Annotated in this window: 11 protein-coding genes; 8 read left to right on the top strand and 3 right to left on the bottom strand. The window is 68.5% G+C overall.

Features of this window, described 5'->3' with window-relative positions:
* Positions 1-34: 34 nt before the first annotated feature.
* Positions 35-1,576: an AMP-binding protein gene (locus tag DKG75_RS10865; protein WP_109921145.1), complete on the bottom strand. Its 1,542-nt coding sequence runs from the start codon at positions 1,574-1,576 to the stop codon at positions 35-37.
* 125 nt (positions 1,577-1,701) lie between these two features.
* Between DKG75_RS10865 and DKG75_RS23005 the strand changes: the two genes are divergently transcribed.
* The gene (locus tag DKG75_RS23005) at positions 1,702-1,839 is read left to right on the top strand and encodes a hypothetical protein (protein ID WP_166646559.1); all 138 of its coding nucleotides are present in this window, start codon (positions 1,702-1,704) and stop codon (positions 1,837-1,839) included.
* On the opposite strand, the gene DKG75_RS10860 is transcribed toward DKG75_RS23005, so the two are convergent.
* Positions 1,840-2,406, bottom strand: a complete 567-nt coding sequence (locus tag DKG75_RS10860; RefSeq protein WP_109921144.1) for a hypothetical protein — start codon at positions 2,404-2,406, stop codon at positions 1,840-1,842.
* An 8-nt stretch (positions 2,407-2,414) separates the two neighbouring features.
* Positions 2,415-3,194, bottom strand: coding sequence for an MBL fold metallo-hydrolase (locus tag DKG75_RS10855; RefSeq protein WP_109921143.1), 780 nt, complete (start codon positions 3,192-3,194; stop codon positions 2,415-2,417).
* Positions 3,195-3,332: 138 nt separating this feature from the next.
* On the opposite strand from DKG75_RS10855, the gene DKG75_RS10850 reads away from it, so the two are divergent.
* The 7 genes from DKG75_RS10850 (at position 3,333) to bcsA (ending at position 13,183) form a co-directional block, all read left to right on the top strand.
* A complete protein-coding gene (locus tag DKG75_RS10850; protein ID WP_166646560.1) occupies positions 3,333-3,875 on the top strand; it encodes an invasion associated locus B family protein in 543 nt (180 codons plus the stop codon).
* Between the two features lie 223 nt (positions 3,876-4,098).
* The gene (gene cysT, locus DKG75_RS10845) at positions 4,099-4,971 is read left to right on the top strand and encodes a sulfate ABC transporter permease subunit CysT (RefSeq protein ID WP_109921141.1); all 873 of its coding nucleotides are present in this window, start codon (positions 4,099-4,101) and stop codon (positions 4,969-4,971) included.
* A 16-nt stretch (positions 4,972-4,987) separates the two neighbouring features.
* Positions 4,988-5,845 (top strand): sulfate ABC transporter permease subunit CysW, encoded by an 858-nt coding sequence (gene cysW / locus DKG75_RS10840; RefSeq protein ID WP_109921140.1) that lies wholly within the window; start codon positions 4,988-4,990, stop codon positions 5,843-5,845.
* A 19-nt stretch (positions 5,846-5,864) separates the two neighbouring features.
* On the top strand, positions 5,865-6,929 hold the full coding sequence (locus DKG75_RS10835; protein WP_109921139.1) for a sulfate/molybdate ABC transporter ATP-binding protein: 1,065 nt from the start codon (positions 5,865-5,867) through the stop codon (positions 6,927-6,929).
* 307 nt (positions 6,930-7,236) lie between these two features.
* Positions 7,237-7,791: a hypothetical protein gene (locus DKG75_RS23765; RefSeq protein ID WP_109921138.1), complete on the top strand. Its 555-nt coding sequence runs from the start codon at positions 7,237-7,239 to the stop codon at positions 7,789-7,791.
* Between the two features lie 8 nt (positions 7,792-7,799).
* A complete protein-coding gene (locus DKG75_RS10825) occupies positions 7,800-8,573 on the top strand; it encodes a cellulose synthase operon protein YhjQ/BcsQ (RefSeq protein WP_208112158.1) in 774 nt (257 codons plus the stop codon).
* Positions 8,570-13,183, top strand: a complete 4,614-nt coding sequence (gene bcsA, locus DKG75_RS23760) for a UDP-forming cellulose synthase catalytic subunit (RefSeq protein WP_109921136.1) — start codon at positions 8,570-8,572, stop codon at positions 13,181-13,183. Before DKG75_RS10825 ends, bcsA begins: the two co-directional genes overlap by 4 nt.
* Position 13,184: the final 1 nt, after the last annotated feature.

Genomic DNA, 13,184 nt, shown 5'->3' with positions numbered 1-13,184 from the left:
CGTTCCCCCCGGCACCCCGGGGGCGGCGGGGCCTTCAGGCGATGCGGCGGGCGGAACCCTGCCAGTAGCGGTCCTTCAGCAGGCGCTTGTAGAGCTTGCCGGTCGGGTGGCGCGGCAGTTCCGCCTCGAAGTCCACCGTCTTCGGGCATTTGACGGGGGAGAGATGGGCCCGGCAGAAGGCGATCAGCTCCGCTTCCAGCGCCGGCCCGGCATCGCGGATGTCGACCGGCTGAACCACCGCCTTCACCGCCTCGCCCCAGTCGGCGTCGGGCACGCCGAAGACCGCGACGTCGGCGACCTTGGGGTGGGTGATCAGCAGGTTTTCCGCTTCCTGCGGGTAGATGTTCACCCCGCCGGAAATGATCATATTGGCCTTGCGGTCGGTCAGGTAGAGATAGCCCTCCTGGTCGAGATAGCCGATGTCGCCGAGGGTGGACCAGCCGGCCGCATTGCGGCTGGAGGCGGTCTTGTCCGGGTCGTTGTGGTATTCGAAGACCGTGCCGTCCGAGAAATAGATCGCCCCCGGCTCGCCGGGGGGCAGTTCCCGGCCCTCCTCGTCCAGGATATGGGGCACGCCCAGCATGGCCCGGCCGACCGAGCCCTTATGCGCCAGCCATTCGGCGCTGGTGATGGCGCAGAAGCCGTTGCCCTCGGTGCCGGCGTAATATTCGTGGATGACCGGGCCCCACCATTCGATCATCTGTTCCTTCACCGGGATCGGGCAGGGCGCCGCCGCATGGATCGCGCATTGCAGCGACGAGAGGTCGTATTTCGCCCGCAGCCCGGGGTCGAGCTTCAGTAGGCGGACGAACATGGTCGGCACCACCTGGGTATGGGTGACGCGGTATTTCTCGATCAGCGCCAGATATTGCTCGGGCTCGAAATGCTCCATCACGATCACCGTCGCGCCGAAGCGCATCATGGTCAGCGAGAAGCGCAAGGGGGCGGCATGATAGAGCGGCGCGGGCGAGAGATAGACCGATGCGGCATTCGGCGCGTAAAGCGCCGCGTTCAGCATGAACAGCTTGTTCGGCGTGCCATAGGGTTCTTCCGGCAGGGCGACCTTCACCCCCTTGGGCCGGCCGGTGGTGCCGGAGGAATAGAGCATGTCCGCCCCTTCCGACGGATCGGCCAGCGCCGTCCGCGGCTGTTCCGCCACCGCGGCCTCATAGGCGGCGAAATCGGGCGCGGTCCCGTCCAGCATCAGGCGGTGGCGCAGCTTCGGCGCCTGCGCCGCCACCCTGGTGGCGAGATCCGCCATATAGCGCGAGGTGACCAGCACCTTGGCGCCGCAATCGTCGACGATATAGGCGGCTTCGGCCGCGGTCAGGCGGGTCGAGATCGCGGTGTAATAGAGCCCGGCGCGGAGCGCGGCCCAGGCGATCTCGAAGAAGCGCGGATGATTTTCGAGGATCAGGGCGATGCTGTCGCCGCGCACGAGGCCGAGCGAACGGAACAGATGGGCGCAGGCATTGGCCCGCGCCTCCAGTTCGGCATAGGTGACGGCGATGCCGCTGCCCGCCATCCGATAGGCGATCTTGTCCGGCGTGTTGGCGGCATGGATACCCGGGTGCATCTGTCTACTCCCTCTGCGCGGCCGGTTTTGCCCGGTCCTTACTGTTGTCGTCTGTTCTGGCGCTTATCGTTATGATGGGAGCCTAACCCAATGTTGACGCCTTCGTCATCCGGATAGCAGGGACCATGCCCGAGAAGCCCGCCCCCCCCAAGACCGATGCCGACATCAAGGCCGAGCGCCTGGCCCAGGCGCTGCGCGACAATCTGAAGAAGCGGAAAGCCCAGGCCCGCGGCCGCGAGGCCGAGGACAAGGAGCGGGGCTGATCACTCGACCTTGCGCGGGCGGTTGCGCACGGCCCAGCGCAGCAGCAGGCCGAGGCTGGCCAGGATCAGGATGCCCTTGATCCATAGATCGGCGGTCACGGCGGCGCCGGTGACGTCGAGGATATAGAGCAGGAAGGCGAAGGCGATGACGACCAGCCCCAGCTGCCCCAGGTAGGACGGCCAGGTCATGCCGGCCTGGAGGCCGGCCTTGGGGTTGGCGGCCCGCACCAGATCGGTCAGGGCGGCGGCGAAAGGGTAGAAACTGCTGCCCCGGTCCTCGAAATCGGCGAAGCCCCGGTAATGGGTCGAGGGGATGGCGATGCGCCAGCCGCCCTTCGCCCGGATCACCAGATGGTGGCGCTCGGCATCGATGCGGGTCGGATCGAAGCGGACCTGGATCCCCGTGATCTCGGCATAGGGCAGGCAGCGCGGCAGGTGCTCGCGCTTCGGGCCGCTTTCCGGGGCCTCCGACGCGAGCAGCAGGGCGTCGGGCCCGAGGGACCAGCGGCGCAAGGGATCAAGCACGCTGTTGCGCACCGCATGGGTGATCGTCGGCTGTTCGTCCATGGCGGTCCTCAGGCGCCCCAGCGGCGCAATTGGCCGCGCGCCAGCTCGCGCAGCCGGTCGCGGCCGAAGCTGGGGTCGTGGCCGGCGTGGACGATGCTGACCGGCAGCTCCAGCAGCCGTTCCATGGTGCGGATATAGTCGGCGACATTGGAATGGGGCAGGGTGTCCAGCAGGGGCCCGTCATAGACCGCATCGCCGGAGAACAGGGTCCCGCTCGCCTGTTCGTAAAGGCCGATGCTGCCCGGGGAATGGCCGGGCAGGTGGAAGACCTGGAACTGCCGGTCGCCCAGGTCGATGATGTCGCCGTCCTCGACCAGGCTCAGGTTGCGGGCCGGGCGGATGCGGTATTCGGCCAGATCGAAGCCGGCGTGCGGGAGGGCGGTGACCATGGCGCCGTCCAGGTCGTAGCCGCCGATCTGGTCCGCCAGCGTCGACAGGTCGGCGGGGTCGAAACGCCCGCCCGCCAGGGTCGAGGCCGGCGCCGCCTCGGCCAGGCCCGGCGCTTCCAGCCGGTGGCACAGGCAATGGTCGAATTCGTGATGCCCGCCGATATGATCGAGATGGGCATGGGTGGCGACGGCGCTGACCGCGCCGCCCAGGATGTCGCGGGCGAAATCGCGCAAGGGTGCCAGCCCCATGCCGGTATCGACGACGAGATCGCGCTCCCGCCCCTTCACATGCCAGATGTTGCAGCGGAGAAACGGCACCACATGGGGTTCCCAGATCAGGGTGATGGCGGCATCCACCCTGCGCCGTTCGAACCAGCGATCCGCGATCTTGAAGCCCATGCCACCGTTCTCCGCCTGCCGTCGTAACGCTATGGTGCCCCGTGCCGCGCCGCCGGGAAAGACTGCCGCCGTTCGCGGTTGATCGGGGGCCGGCGACAGGGCTTTATGGACGGGCAACCGACCGGAGCCCTGCCCCCCATGTTCGCCCGCCTGCTGTTTGCCCGCCTGCTGTTCGCCAGCCTGCTGTTCGCCGCCCCCGCCCTGGCGGAAGAGACCAAGCCCGACGCCGAAACCAGCACCTTCGGCACCTGGACCATGCGCTGCATCGCCCCGGCGCGGGAAGACCTGCCGCCCTGCGACATCCTGCAGACCGTGACCAACCGGGACAACGGCCAGACCATCATGCAGGCATCCTTCGCCTATTCCCCGCCGCAGGACAAATATGCGGTGCAGCTGGTCCTGCCCCTCGGCTTTCTCATTCCCGCCGGCGTCCTGGTCCGGGTCGAGGGCGGCAAGGATATCACCGACTGGCCGGTGACCCGCTGCGAAGCCGTCGGCTGCCTGGTCGAGCGCCTGCTGACCGCGGCCGATTTCCAGGAATTCCGCAGCCACGACAAGGGCATGGTGGTCGTCCTCGATCCCCAGGGCAAGCCGCTGGCGCTGCCCCTCGAATTCAAGGGGTTCGCCGCGGCGCTGGATGCCATGACCGCGCGCAACAAGGCCGCCCACAAGCCGAAATGAGCGGCAGAATTCACCTTAAAAACCATGTAAATAATATATTTCAACCATCCTTCATTGACAATATAAGGTAATCAGCGATAGACCGGTGAGTATGAGATCGTCGGGGTTCATAGGGGTTGTTCATGTTCGGAGCAAGAGGGGCCTTGGTGCCGGGGCCAAGCCTTTCCGAAGGGGCAAGGCATTGCCCCGGCCCCGCCCGGTTTCCTGACGGCCGGGGGCGGTGATGGCGCGCGGCATTTCGCGGCTGCGGGCCCATAGCGTCATTCCCGGCTTCGGGCTGACGCTCGGCTATACGCTGATCTATCTCGCGGTGATCGTGCTCATCCCGCTGGCCGCCCTGTTTCTCAAGGCGTTCGAGATCGGCCTCGGCGGCATCTGGACCATTGCCACCACGCCGCAGGTGGTCGCCGCCCTGAAGCTGTCGTTCGGGGCGTCCTTCATCGCCGCCGTGATCAACGGGGTCTTCGGCCTGCTGCTCGCCTGGGTCCTGGTCCGCTACGAATTTCCGGGCAAGCGGGTGGTCGATGCCATCGTCGACCTGCCCTTCGCCCTGCCCACCGCGGTGGCCGGCATCGTGCTGGCGACGCTCTACGCCAAGAACGGCTGGATCGGCGCGCTGTTCGGGCCCGAGACCTGGGTCGGCGGCTGGTTCGGGCCGAAGGGCCTGCTGATCGCCTATACCCCGCTCGGCGTCGTCGTCGCGCTCACTTTCGTCGGCCTGCCCTTCGTCGTGCGCACGGTGCAGCCGGTGCTCGAGGATTTCGACGCCGAGACGGAAGAGGCGGCGGCCAGCCTCGGCGCCTCGCGCTTCGCCACCTTCTCGCGGGTGATCCTGCCGGCGATCCTGCCCTCGCTGGTCACCGGCTTCACCCTGGCCTTCGCCCGGGCGGTCGGGGAATACGGCTCGGTCATCTTCATCGCCGGCAATATCCCGATGGTGTCGGAAATCGCGCCGCTGCTGATCGTGACCAAGCTCGAGGAATTCAACTACGCGGGGGCTGCCGCGATCGCCGTGGTGATGCTGGTGATTTCCTTCGCGCTGCTGCTCGTCATCAACCTGCTCCAGCGCTGGAACCACGCGCGGAAGCAGGCCTGACCGGAGGGACGGAACGATGGATGGCGCACCCCGCAGCAACGACGCGGTGACCGAAAGCCCCTTCACCCGCTTCGGCCTCTCGGCCCTCGGCCTGTTCTACCTCGTGCTGTTCCTGGTCCTGCCGCTGGCGACCGTGTTCATCGAGGCGTTCGCCAAGGGCTGGGGCACCTATTTCTCGTCGCTGGCCGAGCGTGACGCCCTGGCCGCCGTGCGCCTGACCCTGACGGTCGCGGCCATCGCGGTGCCGCTGAACATCGTCTTCGGCCTGGCCGCGTCCTGGGCCATCGCGAAATACGAATTCTGGGGCAAGAGCTTCCTGATCACCCTGATCGACCTGCCGTTCTCGGTCTCGCCGGTCATCTCGGGCCTCGTCTACGTCCTGCTGTTCGGGGCCCAGGGCTATCTGGGGCCCTGGCTGGCGGAACACGACCTCAAGGTCATCTTCGCCGTGCCGGGCATCACGCTCGCCACCATCTTCGTGACCTTCCCCTTCATCGCCCGGGAACTCATTCCCCTGATGCAGGAACAGGGCACCTCGGAGGAAGAGGCGGCGCTTTCGCTCGGCGCTTCCGGCTGGCAGACCTTCTGGCATGTCACCCTGCCCAACATCCGCTGGGGCCTGCTCTACGGCGTCCTGCTGTGCAATGCCCGGGCGATGGGGGAATTCGGCGCGGTTTCGGTCGTCTCGGGTCACATCCGCGGCCTGACCAACACCATGCCGCTGCATGTCGAGATCCTCTACAACGAATATAATTTCACCGCCTCTTTCGCGGTGGCGTCGCTGCTTGCGCTGCTGGCGCTGCTCACCCTGGTCGTCAAGGCGCTGCTCGAATGGCGCTATGGCGACGAACTTTCCTCGGCGAAGCGCCACTGACAGTCTCGGGATGTCTCGGATGGGTATCGAAGTCAGCTCCGTCACCAAGCGCTTCAAGGATTTCACCGCGCTCGACGATGTCAGCCTGAATGTCCAGCAGGGCGAGTTCCTCGCCCTGCTCGGGCCGTCCGGCTCGGGCAAGACCACCTTGCTGCGCATCATCGCCGGCCTCGAATTCCCGAATGCGGGGCGGATCCTGTTCCAGGGCCAGGATGTCTCGGACCGTTCGGTACGCGAGCGCCACGTCGGCTTCGTGTTCCAGCATTACGCCCTGTTCAAGCACATGACCGTGGCGCGCAACATCGCCTTCGGCCTCAGCGTGCGGCCGGCGCGGCGCCGCCCCGCCCGCGCCGAGATCGAGAAGCGGGTCGACAGCCTGCTGCACCTCGTCCAGCTCGGCGGGCTCGGCGGGCGCTACCCGTCCCAGCTTTCGGGCGGGCAGCGGCAGCGCGTGGCGCTGGCCCGGGCCCTGGCGATCGAGCCCCGGGTGCTGCTGCTCGACGAACCCTTCGGTGCCCTGGACGCCAAGGTGCGCAAGGAATTGCGCCGCTGGCTGCGCAAGCTGCACGACGACATGGGCATCACCACCGTCTTCGTCACCCACGACCAGGAAGAGGCGCTGGAAATCGCCGACCGCGTGGTGGTGATGAACAAGGGCCTGATCGAACAGGTGGGCCCGGCGCAGGAGGTTTACGACGCCCCCGCCACGCCCTTCGTCTACGACTTCCTCGGCAATACCAACCGCCTGCCGGCCGCGGTGCGCGGCGGCGTCGCCAATGTCGTCGGCCTCCTGGTGCCGGCGCCGGACGTGCCCGACGGCGCGGGCGTCGCCTTCGTCCGGCCCCATGAATTCGAGCTTCGCCCCTCGGGCGCCCATGGCGGCATCGAGGGCACCATCGCCCATGTCTTCGCCAGCGGCCCGATCCTGCGCATCGAGGTCAATGTCCCGGCGGTGGAACTGGCCATCGGCCTGCAGATCGAGGTCGAGGCCATGCGCCAGGTCCTCGACGGCATCATCCTGGAACGCGGCGCCCGCGTCGCCCTGGCGCCGCGCAATATCAAGGTCTTCAAAAAGCAGGATTGAGCCGCCCCTCCGCCGGCCCTGCCCGGCCGGCCCGGGGTTCCCTTCACGGTTGAAGGTGCCGGGCCGTATCGTCGCACAATAGGCAGCCGTTTCCTTATCTTGGAATGCGGCCGCTTCGTCCGGCGCCGCCGTCGATCTCAGGCGACAGTATTTGTCGGCGACAGCATCGGGCGGCGATGATCTTCGCTCTCCTCTTCGGACTAGTTCAGTTGTAGCCTTGTTAAGGTTTCACGTGGCTATAATGGGTGATTCGTCGTCCCCGACGGCGTTCCCCGCCGGGTGAAGTTTCGAGACGCGGAAGGACTGAATGGCCAGCTCCGATGAGACATCCCGCCTGTTCAAGGCCGTCGGTCTCGGCGATGCCGGGGACGGCTACAAGACGCTCGGGGTGCTGGCCCATCAACAATCGCCGGAAGATCTGCCGCCCCTGATGGCGGCGGTCGACCGCTCGCTGGCCCGGCGGGCCGCGGTTCCGGGGGCGCCCGCCGCCCCGGCCCCGCCGCCGGCCGCCGTTCAGCCGCCGCCGTCCTTCCTGTCGGCCGATCGCCGCCTCCAGGCGCCGGCTTCGCAGCTTCCCGTGTTTCAGGCCCCGCCTCCCCAGGCGCCGGTCCATCCGGCGGCCCCGTTCCCCCCGGCCCCGTTCTCCCCGGCCTATGCGCCCGCCGTGCCGGTGCAGCCAGCCCCGGTTTCGCCAGCCCTCGTTCCCCCAGCCCTTGTTCCGGCGCCTGCGGTTCCGGCGCCCGGCCCGGCCCAGGGGCTCGGGCGGATGTTCCAGCGCCTGCATCAGCCGGAAGCTGCCCGGGACGCCGCCGACCCCGGCCGGGAGACGAGGTTGCGGCCCCTGTTCGACAGGCTGCGTTGATGCCTGTGGTGGCATTCTCATCGCCCAAGGGGGGCGTCGGGAAGACGACCCTGGCCGCCCATGTCGCCATCGGGCTGCACGGCCTCGGCTGGGGTGTGGTCGCCATGGATTTCGACAGCCAGAACAGCCTGCGCCTGCCCTTCGGCGTCGCCCTCGAAGACGGGCACGGCTATGTCGCCGCCTGGGACCGGCCCGAAACCTGGCCGAGCCTGGCCCGCCAGACCGGGAGCGGCGCCCATATCCTGCCCTATGGCGACGTCGGCGAGGCGGAGCGGATGCAGTTCGAGCGCTGCCTGCTGGAAGAACCGCATTATCTCGCTGCCGGCCTCGGCCCGATCCTGGAACAGCCGGACTGGGTCATCGTCGCCGACCTGCCGCCCGGCCCCGCGCCGGCGCTGCGGGCCCTCGACCGGGTAAGCGCCCTGCATGTCGCCGTGCTGCTGGCCGATGCGACTTCGCTGTCGCTGCTGCCCCAGGTCGAGCGCGGCGCGCTCTATGGCGAGCATCCGCCCTTCGTCGTCCTCAACCAGGTCGATCCGCGGCGGCGCCTGTCCCGCTCGGTCAGCGAATTCGTCGCCAGCCGCGTCCCGGACCAGCTGATCGGCCAGATCTGCCGCGACGAGGCGGTGGCCGAGGCGGTGGGCTGGCAGCGGCCGGTCTACGACCATGCCCCCGCCAGCGCCGCGGCGCGCGATTTCCGCGCGCTTGCCGAACGCATTTCCGACCTCCTGCGGCAGAGCGCCCTGGCCGGCCAGGCCGGCGCCCGGGGAGGCGAGGCATGAGGCCGCCGCCGAAGGGGCGCCCCGCCCCCGGGATCGACCTCTCGGCGGCCGATGCGCCCGGCTTCCGCCGCTGGCTCGGCACGCTCGAGGCGCTGCCGGCCTGGGGCGTCTGGGCGCTGCTGCTGCTCGGGGTCCTGACCCTGTTTCCGGTCGTCGTCGCGCCGCTCGATCTCTATTGGCAGATCGGCTTCGGCGTCCTGATCTATGCCGTCGCGATGGTGCTGAACCGGTCGGCGTCGCCGGTGGTCACGGTCGTTCTCTGCGTGCTCTCGGTGGTCGCCTCCACCCGCTATCTCTACTGGCGGATGACCGAGACCCTGGTCTTCGACAATCTGCCCGGCGCCGTGCTGGGCCTCGGCCTGCTGCTGGCCGAGATCTATGCCTGGTTGATCCTGGTGCTCGGCTATTTCCAGACCGCCGCCCCCCTCGACCGGCCGGCGACGCCCCTGCCCGAGGACGGCAGCCTGTGGCCGACGGTCGACGTCTATATCCCGACCTACAACGAAAGCCTGGAGATCGTCGCCGATACGATCCTCGCCGCCGCCAACCTGGACTATCCGGCGGACAAGCTGCGCGTCTACGTGCTGGACGACGGGCGGCGCCAGGAATTCCGCGAATTCTGCGAAAAGGCCGGGATCGGCTATATCATCCGCCCGGACAATGCCCATGCCAAGGCGGGCAACCTGAACCATGCCCTGACCAAGACCGACGGCGAACTGATCTGCGTCTTCGATGCGGACCACGTCTCGACCCGGGCCTTCCTGCAGGTGACGGTGGGCGGCTTCCTGGTCGATCCCCGCCTCGCCCTGGTGCAGACCCCGCACCATTTCTTCACCCCCGATCCCTTCGAGCGGAACATCAGCGGCGGCCAGCGGATCCCGAACGAGGGCGAACTGTTCTACGGCCCGGTGCAGAAGGGCAACGACTTCTGGAATGCCGCCTTCTTCTGTGGCTCCTGCGCCGTGATCCGGCGCGCCGCGGTCGAGGACGTGGGCGGCTTCGCGGTCGAGACCGTGACCGAGGACGCCCATACCGCGCTGAAGATGCAGAAGAAGGGCTGGAACACGTCCTATCTGGACGTGCCCCTGGCGGCCGGCCGGGCGACGGAGCGCTTCGTGCTCCACGTCGGCCAGCGGGTGCGCTGGGCGCGCGGCATGACCCAGATCCTGCGCCGCGACAATCCCCTGATCGGCGGCAAGCTGACCCTGGCGCAGCGGCTCTGCTACCTGAATGCGATGCTGCATTTCCAGTTCGCCCTGCCGCGCATCGTGTTCCTGACCGCGCCGATCGCCTTCCTGATCCTGGACCAGAACATCATCGCCTCGACCGCGTCGATGGTCCTCGCCTATGCCGGGCCTCACCTCGTGCATGCGACCTTGACCAATGCCCGCATCCACGGGCAGCACCGCCTGAACTTCTGGGGCGAGCTTTATGAAACCGCCCTGTCCTTCCATCTCGTCTGGCCCGTGATGGCGACCATGATCAATCCCCGCCTCGGCAAGTTCAACGTGACGGACAAGGGCGGCCTGCTCGACCGTGACTATTTCGATTTCCGCATCGCCCGGTTTCACCTGCTGACCCTGTTCCTGATCCTCGTCGCCTGCGGCATCGGCTTCTATCGCCTGGTCTTCAACTGGGACGATGCCAGCCTGCGCGGGGTTCTGGTGATGAACATCGGCTGGGCGATCTATAATTCCATCGTTCTGCTCGGCGCCATGGCGGCGGCTTTCGAGACCCGGCAGATCCGCCGCACCGTGCGCCTGCCGATCACCCTGCCGGTCACGGTCTATGCCGGGACCGGCCATGTCGTCTGCGGCGAGACCGCCAATATTTCCACCGGCGGCGCCTTGATCCGCCTGCCCGAAGACGCCGAAGTCAATGCCGAGGATGTCGAAGTGATCGAATTGCCGGCGGCCGGGCGGTCGCACCTGTTCCCGGTCACGGGGATCGAGGTGAAGGGCGGGATCATGCGTGTGCGTTTCGGCGAAATGCCCGTCGAGGATTACCGCTATCTGATCGATATCGTGTTCGGGCGCCTCGATGCCTGGGTCGATCGCGGCCATGCGGAAAACGAGCCGCGGCCCTCGGCCCTGCTGTCGCTGCTGCGCGCGGCGGCGGGCCTGTTCCTGCGCCCCCGCCGGGCCGCCGGGCCCCCGGCACCGGCCGCCGCCCCGGCCGAGACGGCCAAGCCCGAGGATCTGCGGGCCCTGGTGCCCGGCGCCCGGCCGACGGCGACGACCATCGTCGCCCTCGGCCTGCTGGCCGGCCTCGGCGCCGGATTCGTCGGCACCGGCGGGGCCCATGCCCAGGCCATGCCGGAACCGCCCGCGGCCGTCGCGCCGGCCCCCGTGCCCAGCCCCTTGCCCGTGCCCAGCCCCTTGCCCGTGCCGGCGATGCCTGCGCCCGAGGCGCCGGCCCCCGCCTTTCCCGGGGTCTCGGCCGTGCCCGCGGCGCCTGCGCTGCCCGCCGCCCCCCTGCCGCCCGGCACGCGCGCCCTGGCCATCAGCCTCAAGGATCTCGGCGCGCGGGAAGCGCTGCGGCTGATGGGCACCGAGGCCGAGGTCGGCTTTCCCGTCGACATCCGCCAGGACGAGGTGGTGACGGCGGCCAAGATCACCCTGACCCTGGCCTATTCGCCGTCGCTGCTGTCCGAATTGTCCCATCTGTCCGCCCTGGTCAACGGCGAGGTGGTGGGGACGCTGCGTCTCGAACCCAACAATGCCGGCGGCCTGACGGTGGAGATCCCGGTCAATCCGGCGCTCTTCGTCCGCTTCAACCGAATCGGCGTCCGGCTGTCCCAGCACTATACCCGCGAATGCGAGGACCCGCTGCACAGCAGCCTCTGGACCATCCTCAGCAACCAGTCGTCCCTGCAACTCACCCTGCAATCGGTGCCGTCGCGGACGGACCTCGGCGCCCTGCCCGCGCCCTTCTTCGATTCCGCCGACCGGGAAAAGCCGTCGGTCCAGGTCGCCCTGCCGCCCAATCCGACCCCCGGCCTGCTGCATGCGGCCGCGATCGCGACGGCCTATTTCGCGACCGAGGCTTCCTATCGCGGCATCGATTTTCCGGTCAGCCTGGGCCAGCTGCCGGCCGGCAACGCCGTGGTGCTGGCGACGCCGACCGCGCTGCCCGCCGGCCTGACCCTGCCCACCCTGGCCGGGCCGTCACTGATCACCGCCGCCAATCCGGCGGGCGGGCGGCTTCTGGTGATCGCCGGCCGGAACGAGGAGGAGTTGCGCGCGGCCGCGACCACCCTGGCACTGGGCGCCGCCACCCTGTCGGGGGCGAGCATGACCGTGGGTGCGCCGGTGGTGCCGGTGCGCCAGCCCTATGACGCGCCGCGCTGGATTCCGAGCGACCGGCCGGTGCGCTTCGGCGAACTGGTGGATGCGGATGCCTTGCAGGGCGTCGGCCTCATCGCCGGGGCGATCGCCGTGCCCTTCCGCACCGCCCCCGACCTGTTTCTCTGGGGCGACCGGGGGGTGCCGGTCGACGTCCGCTACCGCTATCCGCGCGGGGACTGGCTCGATCTGGACGAATCCCGCCTCGATGTGGCGATCAACAGCCGCTATCTGAAGACCCTGCCGATCCGCCATCCCAATGTGGTCGACGAAGTGCGCGATTTCGTCGCCAGCGATTTCGGCCTGGCCGCGGGCGCGGTGAAAGTGCCGCCCTATGCGGTCTTCGGCAAGAACCAGCTCGAATTCTCGTTCAGCCTGCGGCCGAAGGGCATGAATTACTGCCAGGGCGGCGTGCCGGGGACGGTGCGGGTCGCGGTCGACCCGGATTCGACCATCGACCTTTCCAGCGTCGAGCGCTTCGCGGTGCTGCCCAATCTCGGCCATGTCGTCGGCGCGGGCTTCCCCTTCACCCGTCTCGCCGATCTCGGCGAGACCGCGGTCGTCCTGCCCCAGCGCCCCAATGCCCAGGAAATCCAGGCCTTCCTGGCGCTGCTCGGGCGCTTCTCGGAATTCACCGGGTTTCCGCCCCTGCGCCTGCTGGTCCTGCACGGCACCGAAAACCTGCCGGCCGGCGCCGGCCGCGACCTTCTCGTCATCGGCACGCTGGACGACCGGTTGCAGGCGGCCCGGCTGATGGCGGACGGGCCGGTCCAGGCCGCGGGCGGCCGTCTCGCCATCCGCCAGGGCGACCTGATCGAACGCGCCTTCGCCGTGTTCGACGGCCTGGGCAACGGCGAGGACCGCAGCCAGGCGGCGCAGATCCTGCTTACCGGCGGCGATTTCGCCGGCATGGTCGGCCAGCGCCTGCCGGATGCGGGCGGCGACCGCTCGCTGGTGCTGGTGCTTGCGACCAAGTCGGAACAATTGCCGAAACTCGTGGCCAGCCTGGACGAACTGGCGATCAGCGCCGCGGTCAAGGGCGACCTCGCCATCTTCGGCGAGGACCGCGCCACCAGTTTCCGTGTCGGGCCGACCTATACGGCCGGGGAACTGTCGCCCTACAGCCGCCTGCGGTGGGAATTCCGGGCTCATCCCTGGATGTTGGTCGGCAGCGTCCTGCTTGGCGCCTTCGTTCTGGCCACGATCTTCTATATGCTGCTGAAGCGTCGGACCAAGGCGAGACTGCGCCACCAGAAGGGGGCGTGAC

It is taken from the genome of Zavarzinia compransoris, assembly GCF_003173055.1.
Taxonomy (GTDB): domain Bacteria; phylum Pseudomonadota; class Alphaproteobacteria; order Zavarziniales; family Zavarziniaceae; genus Zavarzinia; species Zavarzinia compransoris.
The sequence above is the reverse complement of the archived record's forward strand: the minus strand, read 5'-3'. Positions and strand labels throughout refer to the sequence as shown.

Coding starts and splice junctions, on each gene's coding strand:
- DKG75_RS10865 (WP_109921145.1), bottom strand. CDS start 1,576: ATGCACCCGGGTATCCATGCCGCCAACACGCCGGACAAGATCGCCTAT.
- DKG75_RS23005 (WP_166646559.1), top strand. CDS start 1,702: ATGCCCGAGAAGCCCGCCCCCCCCAAGACCGATGCCGACATCAAGGCC.
- DKG75_RS10850 (WP_166646560.1), top strand. CDS start 3,333: ATGTTCGCCCGCCTGCTGTTTGCCCGCCTGCTGTTCGCCAGCCTGCTG.
- bcsA (WP_109921136.1), top strand. CDS start 8,570: ATGAGGCCGCCGCCGAAGGGGCGCCCCGCCCCCGGGATCGACCTCTCG.
- DKG75_RS10860 (WP_109921144.1), bottom strand. CDS start 2,406: ATGGACGAACAGCCGACGATCACCCATGCGGTGCGCAACAGCGTGCTT.
- cysT (WP_109921141.1), top strand. CDS start 4,099: ATGGCGCGCGGCATTTCGCGGCTGCGGGCCCATAGCGTCATTCCCGGC.
- DKG75_RS23765 (WP_109921138.1), top strand. CDS start 7,237: ATGGCCAGCTCCGATGAGACATCCCGCCTGTTCAAGGCCGTCGGTCTC.
- DKG75_RS10835 (WP_109921139.1), top strand. CDS start 5,865: ATGGGTATCGAAGTCAGCTCCGTCACCAAGCGCTTCAAGGATTTCACC.
- DKG75_RS10855 (WP_109921143.1), bottom strand. CDS start 3,194: ATGGGCTTCAAGATCGCGGATCGCTGGTTCGAACGGCGCAGGGTGGAT.
- cysW (WP_109921140.1), top strand. CDS start 4,988: ATGGATGGCGCACCCCGCAGCAACGACGCGGTGACCGAAAGCCCCTTC.